The organism is Paenibacillus sp. D51F (assembly GCF_053345695.1).
This window is the reverse complement of record NZ_JBKFAO010000002.1, coordinates 564,714-584,566: the sequence shown is the minus strand read 5'-3', so window position 1 is coordinate 584,566 and position 19,853 is coordinate 564,714. Positions and strand designations below refer to the sequence as shown.

13 protein-coding genes are annotated in these 19,853 nt (G+C 58.6%); 12 read left to right on the top strand and 1 reads right to left on the bottom strand.

What is annotated here, in order from left to right; genetic code table 11:
- Nucleotides 1-43: 43 nt before the first annotated feature.
- From ACLBWT_RS06300 to ACLBWT_RS06270, 7 genes are all read left to right on the top strand, one after another.
- Complete coding sequence (locus ACLBWT_RS06300) at nucleotides 44-1,483, top strand: glycosyltransferase family 2 protein (RefSeq protein ID WP_447662175.1); 1,440 nt, start codon at nucleotides 44-46, stop codon at nucleotides 1,481-1,483.
- Between the two features lie 49 nt (nucleotides 1,484-1,532).
- Nucleotides 1,533-1,859, top strand: coding sequence for a hypothetical protein (locus tag ACLBWT_RS06295; RefSeq protein ID WP_447662174.1), 327 nt, complete (start codon nucleotides 1,533-1,535; stop codon nucleotides 1,857-1,859).
- A 263-nt stretch (nucleotides 1,860-2,122) separates the two neighbouring features.
- Complete coding sequence (locus ACLBWT_RS06290) at nucleotides 2,123-3,223, top strand: CgeB family protein (protein ID WP_447662173.1); 1,101 nt, start codon at nucleotides 2,123-2,125, stop codon at nucleotides 3,221-3,223.
- A 37-nt stretch (nucleotides 3,224-3,260) separates the two neighbouring features.
- Nucleotides 3,261-4,448: a CgeB family protein gene (locus ACLBWT_RS06285; RefSeq protein ID WP_447662172.1), complete on the top strand. Its 1,188-nt coding sequence runs from the start codon at nucleotides 3,261-3,263 to the stop codon at nucleotides 4,446-4,448.
- Between the two features lie 33 nt (nucleotides 4,449-4,481).
- Nucleotides 4,482-4,700 carry a hypothetical protein gene (locus ACLBWT_RS06280; RefSeq protein ID WP_447662171.1) on the top strand — a complete coding sequence of 73 codons (219 nt, stop codon included), beginning with the start codon at nucleotides 4,482-4,484 and terminating at the stop codon, nucleotides 4,698-4,700.
- Nucleotides 4,701-4,885: 185 nt separating this feature from the next.
- A complete protein-coding gene (locus tag ACLBWT_RS06275) occupies nucleotides 4,886-6,226 on the top strand; it encodes an ATP-binding protein (protein WP_447662170.1) in 1,341 nt (446 codons plus the stop codon).
- Nucleotides 6,227-6,230: 4 nt separating this feature from the next.
- A complete protein-coding gene (locus tag ACLBWT_RS06270; protein WP_447662169.1) occupies nucleotides 6,231-11,936 on the top strand; it encodes a HAMP domain-containing protein in 5,706 nt (1,901 codons plus the stop codon).
- Nucleotides 11,937-12,071: 135 nt separating this feature from the next.
- Here the strand turns inward: ACLBWT_RS06270 and ACLBWT_RS06265 are convergent, their stop codons facing one another.
- Complete coding sequence (locus ACLBWT_RS06265) at nucleotides 12,072-12,872, bottom strand: TerC family protein (protein WP_447662265.1); 801 nt, start codon at nucleotides 12,870-12,872, stop codon at nucleotides 12,072-12,074.
- 158 nt (nucleotides 12,873-13,030) lie between these two features.
- Between ACLBWT_RS06265 and ACLBWT_RS06260 the strand changes: the two genes are divergently transcribed.
- From ACLBWT_RS06260 to ACLBWT_RS06240, 5 genes are all read left to right on the top strand, one after another.
- Nucleotides 13,031-14,857 (top strand): cache domain-containing sensor histidine kinase, encoded by a 1,827-nt coding sequence (locus ACLBWT_RS06260; RefSeq protein WP_447662168.1) that lies wholly within the window; start codon nucleotides 13,031-13,033, stop codon nucleotides 14,855-14,857.
- Nucleotide 14,858: 1 nt separating this feature from the next.
- Entirely contained in the window at nucleotides 14,859-16,175 is a 1,317-nt protein-coding gene (locus ACLBWT_RS06255; protein WP_447662167.1) for a response regulator, read from the top strand.
- Nucleotides 16,176-16,280: 105 nt separating this feature from the next.
- Nucleotides 16,281-17,207, top strand: coding sequence for a carbohydrate ABC transporter permease (locus ACLBWT_RS06250; protein WP_447662166.1), 927 nt, complete (start codon nucleotides 16,281-16,283; stop codon nucleotides 17,205-17,207).
- Nucleotide 17,208: 1 nt separating this feature from the next.
- Nucleotides 17,209-18,081, top strand: a complete 873-nt coding sequence (locus ACLBWT_RS06245) for a carbohydrate ABC transporter permease (protein ID WP_447662165.1) — start codon at nucleotides 17,209-17,211, stop codon at nucleotides 18,079-18,081.
- A 133-nt stretch (nucleotides 18,082-18,214) separates the two neighbouring features.
- A complete protein-coding gene (locus ACLBWT_RS06240; protein WP_447662164.1) occupies nucleotides 18,215-19,699 on the top strand; it encodes an ABC transporter substrate-binding protein in 1,485 nt (494 codons plus the stop codon).
- The last annotated feature ends 154 nt before the right edge of the window (nucleotides 19,700-19,853 follow it).

Below are 19,853 nucleotides of genomic sequence, written 5' to 3'. Positions count from 1 at the left end.
CCCGGAGCGTCTTCCCGAACGGGGCCAAGGAGGCCGCAGCTCCATGAGCGTGCGGCGCCGCGCTTCGAGAGCCGCTCCTTCAGCCGCATCGGATGCGATGAAAATGGTCCCGGCAATAGCGGCAAATGCGGCGGATGCGCCAGAGGCGCCAGAGGCGGCGCCGCAGCCGCGCGCTCCCGGATGGCAGGAAGGCTACGAGCGCGGCTTCGAGGCCGGGAAGGCAGCCTTGGGACAGCCATGGCCGGGCACGAGCATCATCATTCCGACCTACAACAAGCGGGACTACCTGGTCCGCTGCCTGAACAGCATCCTGAGGCATACGCCGGAGTCATACGAAATCATTGTCGTGGACAATGCCTCGGCGGACGGGACGGCTGCCATGCTGGAGAAATATTCGCTGATGCTAGGCGCGGGCAAGCTCCGCTTCCGGGTCATGGACCGCAATCTCGGCTTTGCGGGAGCGGTCAACCGCGGCCTCATGATGGCCAGAGGCGACAGGCTGCTGCTGCTCAACAACGACACGCTTGTGACGGAGCGCTGGCTGGATAACCTGACGGCCTGCCTGGAACGAAGTCCCTCCGCCGGCATCGTCGGTCCCGTCACCAACTTCATCAGCGGCAGCCAGCTCGTGAAGGTTCCCTATCGTTCGATCAGGGGGATGGATGCCTGGGCGCGAGGCCGCAACAAGCCGGATCCGCGGCGCTGGAAAGAGACGGAGAGACTGACCGGATTCTGCATGCTGATGCGCCGCTCATTATTGGAGGCGGTCGGGTACTTCGACGAGGGCTATCAGATCGGGAACTACGAGGACGATGATTTCTGCCTTCGCGCGAGGCTGCTGAACCTGCGGCTGTACATTGCGGGAGACTGCTTCATCCATCATTTCGGCAGTATAACGGTGCGCGAGGAAGCCCGCATGACGGCCCTGACCGACCGCAACCGGCTCTTTTACAAAACCAAATGGGAGGATCCGGCGGGCGTTCTTCCGGCGTCGTCGGCGAAGGACATGGAGCAGGCGAAGCCGGCGGGAGAGGCGTCCTTCTATCCCGGCGGAGTCGCTGCGGAAGGAGCCGACGGAACGGTCTGGTGGCTGGAAAGGGGAGCTCGCTGGAAGATCGAGGGTGGCTGGGAGCTGCCTTCCGTCCGCTTGGGAAGGCCGGTGCTGAGCCGATACCGCCTGGCTGCGGCATCGATCGCTTCCAGCATCGCGGCTTCACGCTGGAGAAACGAGAAGTCTGCTCCGTCTCTGCCGCTGGACGAGGAGGCTGCAAGCAGCGATTTTCCACCCCCCTATGCGGCATTGCTGAATGGCTCGCTTGCTTATGTGGAAGAGGGGCGGTGCAGGACCGTTCTCAACCCGGCGGCCGCGGAGCGCTGGGGGCTTTATCTTAAGCCCCGGCTGCCTGATGCGGACGCCGCTGCGGCGCTGCTTCCTGCCGGGCGGCCTATTATTGCTCCCCCTCTGCTGTACCAGCGTCTATGAAATGAGCCAGCCCGGCAAGGACTCGCAAGGATTCAAAGGAGGATATTCCATGAAGTCAAAAAGCAGCGCCGTGAGAAAACGGCTTCCGTCCGCAACACTCGGGCTGCGAAAAAAAGCAGCCGGAGCGAAAAAAGGAAAGTCCGGACCAAGGAAGAAGGCTCGTCCCGTCAGTCGCTCGGCGGCAAAACGGCCTCGCCGCCGGAAGGCGGCAGCGCGGCGCCGAGCCGTCCATTCGTTCGCGGATCCGACGATTATGGAGGGAAGCCCCGCTTTCAAGGCCGGATTCCAGCAGACGTACACAGAGGGGTATCAGGCTGGCTTCGGCATGGGCTATGAAGAGGGATTGCAATTCGCCTATGAAACCCAGCCCAGCTGACCCGAAAGCTTCAAAGCCGCCGTCCGGCGGCTTTTTTTTTCGGCCATCGACTCGCTTCAAGCGGCTCCCGTCCGACAATTCGGGCATTCATCCGTTGAGGCAGCCGATTGAAGGGGATGCAGCCCGCTTTGACTCCGCCGGCATTCATTCTGCTAATCTTAGTCATCCGCCATTTTTGGCGGCGCGAGGACAAGAGACCAAGTAGACAGCGGCCTCCGGACATATAGTAGGAACAGAGCAAGGTCAAGAAGGGGGCATTCGGCATGCCAAGCCATGTACCGCAGACGGTTGAAGCGGGAAGGCAGGAGGGACATCGGATCGGATTGGAAGAAGGCCGCCGGGACGGCGCCTGCCAGGCTGCAGCATCCGCCGCGCGGGTATGGACGCCCGGGGCGAGGAGAACCATGAGCGTCATGTACGTCCCGCAAGGGTTTCCGGCGATCGACCAAGGGGTGCAGGAAGCGCTGGCGATGCACGCCGGCTCGGTTGCTGTAAGCAGTCCCGGCACCATGTTCGTAGACGCCGAGAGGCTCAGGCCGGATCTGGTGCTCGTCATGAACGGCTTGCACGTTTTTCCGGCCGACCAGCCTTCGCAGATCGCCGCGATCCGGAATCTAGGCATACCGGCCGCCATCTGGTTCGCGGACGATCCCTATTTTACGAGGGAAACGAGCAGCCTGGCGTTCTGCTACGACCACGTCTTCACACACGACCTCGAGGCGGTCGATTTCTATCGCCGTCTGGGACATCCGCAAGTTCATTACGCGCCTCTCGGCGTGAATACGGGAGTGTATCATGCCAAGCCGGTCCCGCGGAATTACCGCAGCGACGTATGCTTCATCGGCCAAGGCTTCTGGAACCGCATCAGGCTGCTGGATCGGGTGCTGCCGCAGCTGCAAGGGCTTAGAGTCGTCATCGCAGGCGGAGAGTGGGAGCGTCTGAGCACAAGAGCGCGCAGAAGCTGCCAGCTGATTCCCGGCTGGATGCCGATCGAGGAGACGGTGAACTACTACAACGGCGCCCGGATCGTCCTGAACATCCACCGGACGACGGAACCGGGGGTCGACAACCACAATGACCACGGTCTGCGCGGCGCCTCCATCAATCCAAGGACGTATGAAATTTCCGCCTGCGGAACGCTGCAGATGACCGATATCCGCGACGACCTCGGCCGTTATTACGTGCCGGGACAGGAGCTGGACACCTTTGGCGACGGAGGCGAGCTGGTCGGCAAAATACGGCATTATCTTCTTCATGAAGACCTGCGCAGAGCCGTCTCCGTGAAAGGGATGCTGCGCACGCTTCAGGAACACACTTTCGCCCGCCGCGTCGGAGATCTTCTGGATCTGCTCCCCCTGGGCTGACGGCCGGAGAGCTGCTATCAAAAGAGGAGGACTAAAGTTGGCAGTTAAATCCCTGCGCAAGGGCAGGCGCGCAGCCAAACATGCGCCTTCCCGCGCAAGCAAGAAGCGCGTCCTGCAACCTATTGCCCCGTTGCTCCCGAATCCGGAGCTGGAAAGGGGCAGGGCAGCAGGCTTCGCGACGGGACAGAAGCATGGCCGCTGGTTCGGCAAATGCGAGGCCGGCCTATCCCTGGTGAGCTACTCACCCCCCATATTCCCGGTTCATATCATGTTCATCGCTACCGCAAAAGGATATCCGTATTCTCCCCTGGACGCCTCCATTGCCAAATCGCTCCGTTCGATGACGTCCAGGCTCAGCATGAGCGATGCGCTTCAAAATTACGTTCAGCAGGCCGAATCGCTGAGGCCCGACGCGGTCATCTTCCTTGACGGCCTGCACGTTCCGGTCGAGAAGGTCGACGCCGTCCGGGCGCTTGGCATCCGGACGGCCGTCTGGTTCACGGATGACCCCTATTACTCCGACATCACCCGCAATCTCGCCCTGCATTACGACTTCGTCTTCACGCTGGAGAAAAACTGCGTCGAGTTCTATCGCAGGCTTGGATGCCCCAACGTCCATTACCTTCCTCTGGGCGTCAATCCCGACGAATTCCGTCCCCGCAATCCCGATCTGTCCCTGCGCAGGGAAATCAGCTTCGTCGGTTCCGCTTATCACAATCGCGTCGATTTCTTCGATCAGATCACTCCTTACCTCGCCACTCGCGATACCACCATCTCTGGTCTCTGGTGGGAGCGGCTGCGCGATTATCCGCTTCTCTCCTCCCGCATTTGGGCGGGCCACTGGATGGGGCCGCTGAAGACAGCGGCGACGTACAACGGAGCCAAGATCGTCATCAACATGCACCGTGCCCATGACGACGAAACGTTCAACAGCAACAGCGAGATGATCACCGCGGTTTCCCCCAATCCCCGCACGTTCGAAATATCCGCCTGCGGCACCCTGCAGCTGACGGACGTCCGGGAAGACCTGCCCAGCTTCTATACGCCGGGAGTGGATATCGCCACCTATTCCTCGCCGCAGGAAATGATCGAGAAGATCGATTATTACCTCCAGCATGAGCAAGAGAGGCAGGACATCGCGCTGCGCTCCATGCACCGGACGATGAAGGAGCATACCTACTCGCACCGGCTGAATTACATGCTGTCGACGATGTTTCCATCCTGATGCGCCGGCTTCCGACCGAAGGGGGTGAAGGAATTGATTTCGAACCCGGCCATCCTGGAGGAAGTCTCCGGAGGCGTCCATAGCTCCGGCATGGAGGGCGGCTCTCGGCTGGAGCGCGGACATCTTTTTGGAGCAGTCCTGCGCGGATACGCTGGAGGAGGCGCGCCGCGGGCTGAGGAGATGAAGATCCGACCAGCGAGATTCTCCTTCGCCTGCTGGGAAGCCGAACGAATCAAACGGGATGAAGCCTAGCAGAAATCGGCTTCATCCCGTTTTTTTTTGTTTTTTTCGTCCCGTCGGATCCTGAAATAAAAAAATCGGAATCAGTCGGAGACCAGCTACCGAAAGGAGGGTTGATCCTATATAATCGGAGTTATATGTCCTGTCTTGTCGAAATGTAGATCCGTTATGCCTTATGTCGGAAAGCGAGGGGCCCCATGGATTTTCCCATCAATATCCTGCTCGTAGACGATCACCCGGAAAACCTGATGGCCATCGAGGCGGTTCTCGGCGGAGAGCCCTATCGTCTGGTTCGGGCCTATTCCGGCACGGAAGCTTTGCGATGTCTGCTGGAAGAGGAGTTTGCCGTCATCGTGATGGATGTGCAGATGCCGGGAATGGACGGAGTCGAGACGGCCAGCCTCATCCGGATGCGGGAGAAGACCAAATACGTGCCGATCATCTTCATGACGGCTGCGAGCAACAGGATGGAGCATGTCTTCGCCGGTCATTCCGTAGGTGCGATGGATTTTATGACGAAGCCTTTCATTCCGCAGATCTTCAAGTCCAAAATCGAGGGCTACGTGAGCATGTATGAAGCGAACAAGACCCTGCAGATCCAGAGCGAAACGCTGAAAAATCAGGCTAGGGAGCTGGAGAAAGCCAATCTGGCGCTCAGCCAGGCCAAGGAGACGGCGGAGCTCGCCTCACGCGTGAAATCGGAATTCCTGGCCATGATGAGCCATGAGATCCGGACTCCGCTCAACGGGATCATCGGCATGTCCGATCTGCTTCTCGCCTCCGATTTGCCGGAGGAATACTCCGAGATGGCGGGCATCATCCACACGAGCGGACATGCCTTGCTCTCGGTAATCAACCATATTCTCGAATTCTCAAAAATCGAGTCCGGTAAGATGGAACTGGAGGAAGAGCCGTTTTCCCTCCAGCACTGCTTGATGGAGACGATGGATCTGTTCACGGCCAAGACCAGGGAGCGGAATCTGGAAGTAACGGTCTTCATCGATCCGTCCCTGCCTCCATATCTGAAGGGGGATGCGAACCGTCTCCGGCAGGTGCTGAACAATCTGGTCGGCAATGCCGTCAAGTTCACGCATGAAGGCAGCGTATGCATACGGGTCGGCAAGCTGGAGGCGACGGTGGATTCCCTCATGCTTGAATTCAGGATCAAGGATACCGGAATCGGAATCCCTCCGGACAAGGTCGACGAGCTGTTTCAACCGTTCTCCCAGCTGGATGCCTCGACGACCCGTAAGTTCGGCGGCACGGGCCTCGGGTTGTCGATCAGCAAATCCCTTGTCGAGCTCATGGGCGGCACGATCCGGGTGGAACCGTCGCACGGACCCGGCGCGACGTTCATTTTTACGATAGCCGCCAAACCGCTCCTGCATGGCGACGATCATCCTCCGGAGAATGCATCCGACGAAATGATGCCGCGCAGCAGGTTGGCGGGCATGGATGATCTCATCGTCGAGCCGGACCGATTGGACGTTAGGAAACCGATCATTCAAAACTATGACAGTCAAAAGGGGCTGGGTTGAGGACATGAGCGAGCAAAACTTGAGCAACGGATCCAGTGACGACCGAATTGACGGCGGCGAACTGCTCAATGCCTTGATGGCGATGAAGAAGGGCGACTTCTCCTACCGGATGCCATATGACCGCACCGGCGTAGCCGGCAAGGTGGCGGATACGTTCAATGAGATCATGGATATCCATGAAGGCCTGGTGTCTGAAGTCCAGACTGTAGCCAAGGTGGTCGGAAAGGAAGGAAACCTCTCGAAAAGGTTCGTGCAGAAAAATCTGGGCGGATCCTGGGAAACGATTACCGATTCGCTGAACGGTCTCGTCATCGACTTGATCCAGCCGACGAGCGAGATGGTCCGGGTCATCAACGCCGTTGCCAAAGGCGACCTGTCCCAGAAGGTGGAGCTGGAAATCGAGGGACGGCCGCTTACCGGCGAATTCCAGAGAACGGCGAGCAACATCAATATGATGGTGAATCAGCTCAGCACCTTCGCCTCCGAGGTGACCCGCGTGGCGCGCGAGGTAGGCACGGAAGGAATCCTGGGCGGCCAGGCGGATGTCAAAGGCGTGTCGGGCACCTGGAAAGATCTGACCGACAGCGTGAATTACATGGCGACCAACCTGACGGATCAAGTGCGCAATATCGCGGCGGTCACCACTGCCGTCGCGAACGGGGATCTGTCGAAGCAGATCACGGTCAGCGCGCGGGGAGAGATCCTGGAGCTCAAGAATACGATCAATACGATGGTGGACCAACTCTCCATGTTCTCCTCCGAGGTGACCCGCGTGGCGCGCGAGGTCGGCACGGAGGGCAAGCTCGGAGGGCAGGCGGACGTCAAGGGAGTATCCGGAACCTGGCGGGATCTGACCGAAAGCGTCAACTACATGGCCTCCAACCTGACCAACCAGGTGCGCAATATCGCAGTCGTCACCACGGCGGTAGCAAACGGCGACCTGTCGAAGAAGATCACTGCGGATGTGCAGGGCGAAATCCTGGAATTGAAGAACACGATCAACACGATGGTGGATCAGCTGTCGACGTTCGCTTCCGAGGTGACCCGGATGGCGCGTGAGGTCGGCACGGAAGGGATTCTCGGCGGGCAGGCGGATGTCAAAGGCGTATCCGGAACCTGGCGGGATCTGACCGAAAGCGTCAACTACATGGCTTCGAACTTGACCAACCAGGTGCGCAATATCGCTGAGGTGACGACCGCAGTCGCGAAGGGCGACTTGTCGAAGACGATCACCGTCGATGCGAAAGGCGAGATCCTCCAGCTGAAGAGCACGATCAACATCATGGTGGATCAGCTCAGCAACTTCGCCTCCGAGGTGACGCGCGTGGCGCGAGAGGTATCGACGGAAGGAATCCTCGGCGGGCAGGCGGACGTCAAAGGGGTTTCCGGCACCTGGAAGGATCTGACCGACAGCGTCAACTTCATGGCCGGAACGCTGACCGATCAGGTGCGCAATATCGCCGAGGTGACGACGGCGGTCGCGAAGGGCGATCTATCGAAGCAGATCACGGTCAATGCGAAAGGCGAGATCCTGGAGCTCAAGAATACAATCAACACGATGGTGGAGCAGCTCTCCACCTTCGCTTCCGAAGTGACGCGGGTGGCGCGGGAGGTCGGTACCGAGGGCATGCTGGGCGGACAAGCCCAGGTCAAGGGCGTCGCCGGCACCTGGCGCGATCTGACCGAGAGCGTCAACTATATGGCTTCGAACCTGACCAACCAGGTGCGCAATATCGCAGTCGTGACGACGGCGGTCGCGAACGGCGATCTGTCCAAGAAAATCACGGCGGATGTGCAAGGAGAGATTCTGGAGCTCAAGATCACAATTAACACGATGGTTGACCAGCTCTCGATGTTCTCCTCCGAGGTGACGCGGGTGGCGCGAGAGGTCGGCACGGACGGCAAGCTGGGCGGACAAGCTCAGGTCAAAGGGGTCGGCGGCACTTGGAAGGATCTGACCGAAAGCGTCAACAACATGGCCCGGAATCTGACGGATCAGGTGCGGAACATCGCCGATGTCACGACAGCGGTCGCGAAGGGCGATCTGTCCAAGAAGATCACCGTCGACGTCAAAGGCGAGATTCTGGAGCTGAAGAACACGATCAATACGATGGTGGACCAGCTCTCGACCTTCGCCTCCGAGGTAACGCGCGTCGCGCGCGAGGTCGGCACGGACGGCAAGCTCGGCGCGCAGGCGGAAGTGAAGGATGTGTCCGGCACGTGGAAGGATCTGACCGATACGGTCAACTACATGGCCAGCAACCTGACGGTCCAGATGCGCAATATCGCCGGCGTCACGACAGCCGTCGCGAACGGCGATCTGTCCAAGAAAATCACCGTCGACGTCAAAGGCGAGCTGCTGGAGCTGAAGAACACGATCAACACGATGGTGGACCAGCTCAATTCGTTCGCCTCCGAGGTTACGAGGGTGGCGCGGGAGGTCGGCACGGACGGCAAGCTGGGCGGACAAGCCCAGGTGCGCGGCGTTGGCGGAATCTGGAAGGACCTCACCGACAACGTCAATATCATGGCGACGAACCTGACGGATCAGGTGCGCGGAATCGCCAAGGTCGTGACCGCGGTGGCGAACGGCAACCTGAAGCAGAAGCTGACCGTGGAGGCCAAAGGCGAAATCGCCGAGCTGACGGATACGATCAACAACATGATCGAGACGCTCGCCACCTTCGCCGACCAGGTGACCACCGTGGCGCGTGAAGTAGGCGCCGAAGGAAAGCTGGGCGGCCAGGCGAGCGTGCCGGGCGCTGCAGGAACATGGCGCGATCTCACCGACAACGTCAACTACATGGCGAGCACGCTGACCACTCAGGTGCGCGCCATCACCAACGTCGCGACCGCGGTAACCAACGGCGATCTGTCGCGCGCCATCGACGTGTCCGCATCCGGGGAAGTCGCGACGCTGAAGGACAACATCAATGAAATGATCCGGAACCTGAAGGAGACGACCCGGATCAATACGGAGCAGGACTGGCTCAAGACCAACCTCGCCAAGTTCTCGCGGCTGCTGCAGGGGCAGAGGGATCTGTATGCCGTCAGCCGCATGATCCTATCGGAGCTGGCTCCGCTCGTGTCGATGCAGCATGGAGTCTTCTACATCAACGAACCGATCGGCGGCGAGCCGGTGCTGAAGCTGTTCGCGAGCTACGCTTACCAGACCCGCAAGCATCTGGCGAACGAATTCCGGGAAGGGCAGGGGCTGGTCGGCCAGTGCCTGATCGAGAAGCAGCGGATCCTGCTGACCAATGTGCCTGGAGACTATGTCGTGATCTCGTCCGCTCTGGGAGAGGCTACGCCTCTCAATATCGTCCTGCTGCCGATTATCTTCGAGGATCAGGTGCTCGCGATTCTGGAGCTTGCCTCCTTCCGACTCTATAGCGATATCGATATCGCCTTCCTGGACCAGCTGACGGAATCCATCGGCATCGTGATCAACACGATGCAGGCGAACCAGCGTACGGAGGAGCTGCTCATCCAGTCGCAGTCTCTCACCGAAGAGCTCCAGAAGCAGCAGATGGAGCTGCGCAATACGAACGACGAGCTCGAGGACAAAGCGAAGCTGCTCGTGCTGCAAAAGGCGGAAGTGGAGAGCAAGAACCATGAGGTCGAAGTGGCCAAGCGGTACCTGGAGGAGAAGGCGGAGCAGCTGGCCCTCACATCCAAGTACAAATCCGAGTTCCTGGCCAACATGTCGCATGAGCTCCGCACCCCTCTGAACTCCCTGCTGCTGCTGGCCGAGCAGCTGGCTGAGAATCCGGATGAGAATCTTCACGATATGCAGGTGAAGTTCGCGAAGACGATCCAGGACTCCGGACTCGAGCTGCTCAATCTCATCAACGACATCCTGGATCTGTCCAAGATCGAATCCGGCACCATTACGCCGGATTACAGCGAAGTGTCCCTGGCGGAGCTGACAGACGGGCTTGACCGCACCTTCCGCCACATGGCGGACGCCAAGAAGCTGGACTACCGGATCAAGATCGATTCCGGCGTGCCGGCGAGCGTCCTCACGGACTTCAAGCGGCTTCAGCAGATTTTGAAGAATCTGCTTTCCAACGCGTTTAAATTCACGGAGCAAGGACAGATCATGCTCCAGATCAAGAAAGCGAGCGGGGGCTGGAACCTGGAAAACGACTCGCTGAACCATGCCAAGACGGTCATCTGCTTCTGCGTCAGCGATACCGGAATCGGCATTCCTCCCGAGAAGCAGCAGATCATTTTCGAAGCCTTCCAGCAGGCTGACGGAAGCACGAACCGGGAGTATGGGGGGACGGGACTGGGTCTTGCCATTTCCCGCGAGATTGCCGAGATGCTGGGGGGGGAAATCACCCTGTTCAGCGAAGTGAACCAGGGAAGCGTATTTAATCTGTACCTCCCTACGGAAGCGGAATTCACGGAGCCGGAGCCACGGAAGCTGCATGCTCCCGAGGTGATTGACATCACTCCGCCCAAACGCAGGAGCAGCCTGAACCGGCCGGCGGATGATTCCTTGATGGACGACCGGAACCGCATCGAGCCTGGAGACCGCGTGTTCCTGATTGTCGAGGATGACCAGAAGTTCAACGAGATCATTCTCGATCTCCTCCGCAAGAAAGGAATCAAGGCGGTCATTTCGTCCGGCGGCCTGGACGCCCTGGAGCTCGTTCATAAGTACAAGCCGATCGCGATCACGCTGGACCTGCATCTGAGGGACACAGACGGCTGGCTGGTGCTTGAGCAGCTGAAGAACGATATCCAGGTGCGGCATATTCCGATCTGCGTCATGACCGTCGACGAGGACGAAGTGCTCCTCCTGCAGAGGGGAGTGTTCGATTATCTCCGCAAGCCGGTGACGAACGAAGAGCTGGAGAATGCGCTGGATCGCTTGAGCCAGTTTGCAGACAAGAAGGCCCGCAGCCTGCTGGTGGTCGTTCAAGACGAGCAGGAGCGCAAGGGGATCGTCGAGCTGCTGGCCGGCCATGATATCAAGATCACGGCCGTGGATACGGGACGTAAAGGATTGAACCAGCTGGGCGCCAAAGCTTTTGACGGCGTGGTGCTGGAGAACGGCTTGAAAGATATGAATCTCATCCGGTTCGTCCGCGAGATGCACAAGAACGCCAAGAACAAAAGGGTTCCCATCCTGGCCCGCCTGAGCAAGAAGCTGGAGCCGGCGGAAGAAAGCGAATGGGATGAGCTGGTCAAGCTGGCGGTTCTCAAAGAGGTCAAATCGAATGCCCAGCTGATCGATGAGACGACCCTCTTCCTGCACCGCAAGGAAGTGAACCTGCCGGCCGGCTCCAGGGACAAGCTGGTCAAGCTGCATCATTCGAATGAAATGATCGAGTACAAGAAAGTGCTCGTGGTCGATGACGATATCCGGAACATTTTTGCGCTCACCTCCATTCTGGAGCGTCATCATATGAAAGTCATTCCGGCTGAGACCGGCCAGACGGCCCTCCACATCCTGGAACATACGCCGGATATCGAGATCGTGCTGATGGATATCATGATGCCGGGAATGGACGGATACGAGACCACCCGCGCCATCCGGCAGAAGGCCGAGTTCAAGGATCTTCCCATTCTTGCGCTCACGGCGAAGGCGATGAAGGGAGATCGGGAGCTGTGCCTCGAGGCCGGATGCTCGGATTACATCACGAAACCGGTCAACAGCGCGCATTTGCTGTCCATGATGCGTACATGGCTGGACAAATGATTCCTGTATTCCATGAGAAAGGGGCTGTCCCAAAAGCCATTCGGCTTTTAGGGGCAGCCCCTTCATGGTTTCATAAGGCGGCTGCCGCATTCGCAGCCGCGCCGTTCATCTGTGCTTCGAATCGTGGCCCAGGATCTAAGCCGGCTGCCGGGCTTTGCCCCGGCTTCCGCCGCTGTCGCCGCCGCTGCCCGCCTTCGGCTTGGACGCGAACCAGCCGACGACGGCGATCAGGATGAGCACCGTCCAGAAGATGCCCTTCCACAAGCCGCTTTTCGGGAAGCTCGAGCTGATGAGGGCGACATCCGAGTGGCCGACCGTATAGATCGCGAGCTTGATGCCGACCCAGCCGACGATGGCGAAGGCGGCCGTCTCCAGTCCGGGCCGCTCCACCAGCAGCTTGCCGAAATAAGCAGCGGCGAACCTCATGATGACCAGCCCTACGATGCCTCCCGTCAGGATGAGGATGAATTGGGCGCCGTCGAGGCCGCCGATCCGGGGCAGAGTTGTCGCCGGCAGCGTGATCGCCAGCGCGACAGCCGCGAGAATGGCATCGACCGCGAAGGCGATGTCGGCCAGCTCGACCTTGAGCACCGTCACCCAGAAGTTTTCGGGCTTTTTCTCCGCTTCCTTCTTGAGCTTGTCCTGCTTGACGAACAGCCGCTTGACCATATGGCTGATCGCAATGTACAGCAGATAAGCGGCCCCGAGCGCCTGCACGTACCAGACATGGGCGAGGAAGGAGATGATGAACAGGGAAGCGAACCGGAAGACGAAAGCTCCTCCGAGCCCGTAGAACAGAGCTTTTTTCCGCTCCTTTTCCGGGAGATGCTTGACCATGATGGATATGACCAGCGCGTTGTCCGCAGCCAGTATTCCTTCCAGGCCGATCAGCACCAGAAGCACCCAAGCGTATTCCAAAAGGACCGAGGTTGTCAGGCTTCATCACTCCTTTGAACTCTTTCGTTGAGGCGTCATGGATAACAGGAGTAGTATGCTCTGCTTTTATTTTCCTTAGTCCAGGCCAAAAAAACATTGAATTCCCATGCCGTTCGTCCCATAATCGGGAATACCGACTTACTCCGGAGGCATGGACGATGAACAATCCCCTTACCAGGCTCAGCGTGAAAATGCAGATGATCCTGCTGTTTTTGATGATGGCCATTCCGATTCTCGGGCTTTTCGTCTACGGCAATATGAAAGCGGAAAGCATTTTGAAGCGGAACATTACGAACGCCTATGCCGAGCTGAACAAGCAGAATCTGGTCATCATCGACAAGGATATGGACAATATCAACCGGATTACGACGACGATCATCCAGAATCCCGCGACGCAGGCCATCGTGCCCGGCAGCCTGGAGCCTGTGCTGGACCGGGTCAAGAAATACGCGGCGATGGACAAGCTGCTGCGGGTTTATTCGACCGGCACGGATGGAGAAAATCCGATCTACTATTCCCTTTATGTGTACGATCCCTCCAGCGAGTTCTATTTCGCCCCCTCCATCCAGATGACGCAGAACGGTGTCTACTTCCTCGATTCCGACAACAAGCCGGCCTGGTACGACAAGGCGGTCGAGAACAAAGGACTCGGCTTCATGCAGGTCATCGACAACAACACCGCCTTCAGCAAGGAGAAGACGCTCGCCTACATCCGCGCGGTCAACAACATAGGCGAAGGAAACGTCATCGGCGTCCTGGTCGCGTACAAGATGGACAGCAAGATCGTCGATTCGCTACGCTCGGTCAATCTGCCCGACGGCGAGATGTTCCTGACGGACAGCCAGGGCACGATCATGTCCTCCACCGTCCAGGGCAAGCTCGGCACTAAGGTCGAGCTGCCGGAAGAGGTCGTCCGAGCGGCCAGATCCGCCAGAAGCGACATGCCGTACCATGCGGTGAACAGCGACGACATCTATGTCGTCAGCGCAGCCAATGCGCTGAACCTGCGCCTCGTCTACGAGATCCCGGTCCAATCGCTGCTCCAGCAGCAAAAGGAGCTCAAGAATGTCATCCTCTTCATCTCGATCGCTTATACGCTGCTCGGCTGCATCGTCATGATCTACTTCTGGCGCTCGCTCATGACGCCGCTGCAGCGGCTCTCGACGTTCGTACGCCGCTACGAGCCCGGCAAGCGGGTGCCGGAAACGCCCGGTCAATCGCGCAGCGACGAGGTCGGCGTCCTCATCTCCGCCGTATACGGGATGGCGAGAAGGCTCAACAGCCTCATCCATGACCGCTATCAGATGGAGATCCGGCAGAAGGAGGCGCAGCTTCAGATCCTGTACCATCAGATCAATCCGCATCTGCTCTACAACACGCTGGAGAGCATCTATTGGAAAAGCTCGCTCGAGGGCAATTCCGAATCGGCCGAGATGATCAAGGACTTGTCGAAGCTGATGAAGATCAGCCTCAGCCGGGGCCGCGAGATCATCTCGCTGGCGGAGGAGCGCGAGCATGCCGCCGCCTATGTCGCCCTTCAGCGGCGGAGATATGAAGCCGATTTCAAGATGGAATGGGACTTTCCGGAGGAGATCGGGGGCATCGGCATCCCCAAGATCACTTTGCAGCCGCTGATCGAGAACGCCATCATCCACGGAATCAAGCATATGGGAGAGGACGGGCTCATCCGGGTCGCAGCCGTCCGGGACGAAGAGGGAAGGATCCGCGTGACGGTAGAGGACAACGGCTACAAGGCCGTTGATTACGCCGCGATCGAGCGCTGGCTCGGGGAGCTGGACAGCTCTCCGGCGATCGGATACGGAATTCGCAACATCGACCAGAGGATCCGTCTGCGGTACGGCTATCCGTATGGACTGGCTATCGGGCCGAGGCCTGGCGGAGGCACGACGGTAAGCATCCTGCTGCCGGATCAGCAAGAACAATCAAGCGAGGCAGGCATCGAATCAGACGGGGAGGACAATTGACATGCACCGAATATTGATCGTGGACGACGAGCCGCTTATCTGCAAAGGGCTGGCCAGCCTTCTGGCGGGAGCGGGACTTGGCATCACCGACATCCATACGGCGAGCAACGGCTATGAGGCGCTGGATTATCTGCGCATGGAGGAAGTCGATCTCATGATCACCGACATCCAGATGCCGGGAATGAACGGAATCGACCTCATGCATCAGGCGAAGCTGCTCAAGCCTTGGGTGCAGACGATCGTCGTCTCCGCCCATGAGACGTTCCAGTATGCGCAGATGGCGATCCGGCTGGGAGCGAGGGATTATCTGATCAAGCCGCTGAACAGCAGCCAGCTGCTGGATTCGGTCCGCAACGCGCTGCTCAATACCGAGAAGCCCGTATCCGGGGATCAGGATTATCTGGCGAAGGCCAGCTCGCAGTTCCGCCTGCGCGCGCCCGACAGCGGCCAGAGCGCCGCCCTGCTGAAGCTGCTCGTCGCGCCGCCGGCTGGACCCGCGCAAGGGCTTGCGCTGATGGAGCAGGCCGGCATCGCTTCATCGGGACCTTACTTCGCCATGATCCGGATCCGCGCGGATTTCAGCGGAGGCGATTATACCGCAAGGGACAAGGACCTGCTGACATACGCGATGATGAATATTTCCTGCGAGCTGCTGGAGCAGGAATGGGAGCCGATCCCATGCCTGCTTCCCGGCTGGGAGGTCGGCGCCTTGATCGGCTGGAGCGAGGCCAAGTACGACGACACGACGGTAAGCAAGGTGAACCAGCTCGACATGATCGGCCGCAGCCTGCATCATAATCTCGACAGCTGCCTCCATCTGCCGGTCACGCTCGGCATCAGCCAGATCGCCCGGGGGGCCGAATTCCTGTCGATGCTGAGCGCCCAGGCGGCGCGCGCGCTGGAATGGAGCGGCAAGCATCCGGACCAGAAGGTGTTCTATTACGGCGACTTCAGCTGGAGCGACCCGCAGCAGGAGGCCAGCGACGAGGAGCTGTCCGCGCAGAGCAATCTGATCGTGGAGCGTTCCAAGCGCTATATCGAGGAGCACTACGCGCAGAAAGGCCTGACCTTGCACGAGGTTTCGCAGCGCAACCACGTCAGTCCCAATTACCTCAGCTACCTGTTCAAGAAAATAACCGGGAACAACCTGTGGGAATACGTCATCAAGCTGCGCATGGAAGAGGGGCGCCGGCTGCTGATGACGACCGACCTGAGGCGCTACGAGGTCGCGGAGCGCGTCGGGTACGAATCTCCCGAGCATTTCAGCAAAATATTCAAAAAGTACTATGGGCACAGCCCGAGCGAGTTGAAAAAATAGAAGTAAGATTCGCTACGATATGCATAGATACGCACATGTTCTCCCTTTCTCCTGGAATCTAAAATGAATAGATAAAGATAAGAACAGGGGAAAGCGGGGAAAAACATGAGTCAAGACATCGTTGCGGCCACCGGGCCGCAGGCGCAGGCGGGCAGGGGCAAAGCCCGGACCCTGCTCCGCAAATACGGGTGGGGACTGGCATTCCTATTTCCGGCAGCCGTCATCTTCATCCTCTTTTTGTGGCTGCCGATCATCAAGGGATTCTTCTACAGCTTCTACCATATCGACTTCGTCAAGGGCGACGAATTCATCGGATTGGACAATTATCGGACGGTCTTCAGCGATCCCGACGTCTGGACCGCCGTCAAAAATACGCTCTATTATATGGCGCTATGCCTCGTCATGGGCTTCTGGGTGCCGATCGTGTTCGCCATCGGAATCTCCGAGATCAAGCGGCTCCAGGGCGTGTTCCGCGTCGCGGCCTACCTGCCGAACGTCATCCCGGTCGTCGTCCTGTACGGGCTCTGGAGATGGATGTACGATCCTGTCGGTCCGATCAACGCCGGCATCACGAGCCTGTTCGGAGGAGAGGGCGTCAGCTTCCTGACCGATACGAAGTGGTCGATGATCTCCCTCGTCTTCATGGAGACATGGCAGCAATTCGGCTCCGCCATGCTCCTGTATCTGGCCGCCGTGCTCAGCATACCGCGCGACTGGTACGAAGCGGCGGAGATCGACGGAGCGGGCATCTGGCAGAGGATCTGGCATATTACGCTGCCTTCCCTGCGCAGCCTGATCCTGCTCATGCTCGTGCTGCAGATCATCGGCACTTCCCAGGCTTACCAGTCGCAGCTGGCGCTTCTGGACGGCGGTCCGGTCAAGGCTACGCTGACCTATGCGCTGCTTATCGTCAAGTATGCGACCACGCGTCTCGATATGGGCGTCGCTTCCGCGATGGGCGTGCTCATGTTCATCGTCCTGGGCGCTCTGGCGATCGTTCAATACCGCCTGGACCGGAAAGGGGACCGATAGCATGAGCAGCATGGACAGAGGCATCCTCTCGGAATTCGATCTCAAGCGCAAAGGAACCCGCACAGGGTATATCATCATGCTCGTCGTCATATTCCTGATGGCGGCATCCATGGTGTATCCGGTTCTTACAACGGCATTCAACGGACTGAAGGACAACGCGGAGGTCAATTCGTTCCCGCCGCATTTCCTTCCGCAGACATGGGAATGGGGCAACTTCGACGAGGCGTGGAATTATGTCGCGCTTCCGACCTTCCTCCGCAATACGCTGCTCATATTCGGCGGCAACATGATCGTATCGGTGCTGGTGCTCGGAACGGCTTCCTTCAGCCTCTCGCGCCTCAATGTGCCCAAGCGCCGCAGCATCGAAATGTTCTTCATGATCACGCTATTCATTCCGCCGACGACCTATCTGATCCCGAACTTCCTCAACCTGAAGGATCTCGGGCTGCTGGATTCGTTCTTCGCCTTCTGGCTGCCGGCCGGAGCCAACGCGTTCTTCCTGCTGCTGCTCAAAAATTTCTTCGACGGCATCAGCATGGAAATCTTCGAGGCGGCAAGGATCGACGGAGCTTCCGAGCTCAGCTGCTTCATCCGCATCGCCGTGCCGCTGTCGCTGCCGATCTTCGCGACGCTGGCCATCTTCGTCTTCTCGACCGCATGGAACGACTGGTTCTGGCCGTCGCTCATCATGCACAAGGACAGCCATTATCCGCTGTCGACGGCGATCTACAAATACGTCATCCAGGCGAAGATGCTCAACCTCAACATCAAATTCGCCATTCTGACGCTCGTCATGCTGCCGCCGATCGCCGTCTTCCTCGTCTTCCAGCGGTTCATCATCCGCGGCCTGCATCTGGGCGGAGTGAAAGGCTAGCTTCATCGTAACGACACACATAATGACCATAGAATCGCACATCGTACAATGAATGCGCATCCATTATGATGGTTTTGCAAGCTGTTCCAGATGAACGACATTTTATCCATGTTCAAGAAAAGGGGAGTTACACGTGCGCAAATCGACAGCGATCCTGAGCTGCCTGGTGGCGACCAGCGTTCTGCTTGGAGCCTGCGGCAACGGCAACAACAGCAACAGCGGCAGCAGCAACACGAATACCGGGGGAGCATCGAGCCCGTCGCCCGCAGTCAGCGAGCCGGCCAACAACACCGCCTCCAATGACGGAGCGGCCGCGCCGGCCGAAGAAGACATCAAGGACAAGAAAATCACGATCAGCATCTATTATCCGCTTCCCGACCAGGCGGAGAAGCGCAAGTCCGAGGACGACAAGATCGCCCGCTTCCAGAAAGAATACCCGAACGTCACGATCGTCAAATCGGATTGGCATTACAATGTCGACGAGATCGGCGTGAAGATGGCGGCCAACGAAGCTCCGACGTTCTTCAACACGTTCGCTACGGAAGCAGGCTTCCTCGTCCAGCGCGGCTGGGCGGCAGACATTACGGATCTGTGGAACAAATATCAATTCAAGGACGACATCAATCCGACGCTGCAGAACCAGTTCGTCAAGGACGGCAAAGTATTCGGAATCGTCCAGAACGGCTACTCGACCTCTACCGTCGTCAACAAAAAGCTTCTTGAGGCTAAAAGCGTAGCGGCCCCGTCCTACGACTGGACTTGGGACGACATGCTGAACACGGCCAAAGCAGTCGCGGATCCGAAAAAAGGCGTCGCCGGCATCGCTCCGATGGGCAAAGGCAACGAATCGGGATGGAACTGGACCAACTTCCTGTTTGAAGCAGGCGGCCAGATCCAGACGACGGATGGCGGCAAGGTAACGGCTGCCTTCAACTCCGACGCAGCCGTCAAAGCGTTGCAGTTCTACCAGAAGCTGCGCTGGGAAGCCAACGCCATTCCGAAGGACTGGGCGCTCGGCTGGGGAGACGCGGTCGGCGCGTTCGCCCAAGGACGTACGGCCATGGTCATCGCCGGCGCGGAAGGCGTGCTGGATCAAGCGCTCAACCAAGGCGGCATGAAGCCTGAAGACGTGGCCACCTACCCGATGCCTGCGGCTGAAGCCGGCGGCAAGCATTCTGGGATTCTGGGCGGCGACTATCTCGTCATCAACCCGAACGCTTCGAAGGATGAGCAAGAGATGGCGTTCCGCTACATCACGTTCGACTACTTCTCCGACAGCTACCTGAGCGCGGTCGAAAAGGATATCCAATCCCGCCAAGCGGACAAAAAGTACTATATCCCGCCGCAAATGAGCTACTACAAAGAGGATTCGGAATACGGCAAAAAGCTTCAAGCGATCTACGACAAGTACACCAACGTGTACAAATACGATGCCGAGTCCAACAAGCTGCTCGACGGCAACCCGGAAGCCCAGTACAACACGCAGGAATACTACGCCGAGATGACCAACATCATCCAGGAAGTATTCTCCAAGAAGGATGTCGACTTCAAAGCGAAGCTGGATGCGGCTGCCAAGACGATGCAATCCAAGTATTACGACTCGATCAAAGTCCAGTAATGCGGTCCATTATAATGTAGGAAAAAGCCGGATCTGCCTCGCGCAGATCCGGCTTTTTCCTATCGGACCGGAACGGAGGAGCTGCCGGCCTCGCTCTTTGAAATCAAGGAGACATGCACATGAAATCTTCATTTGCGACTTTCTAAAGATAAAT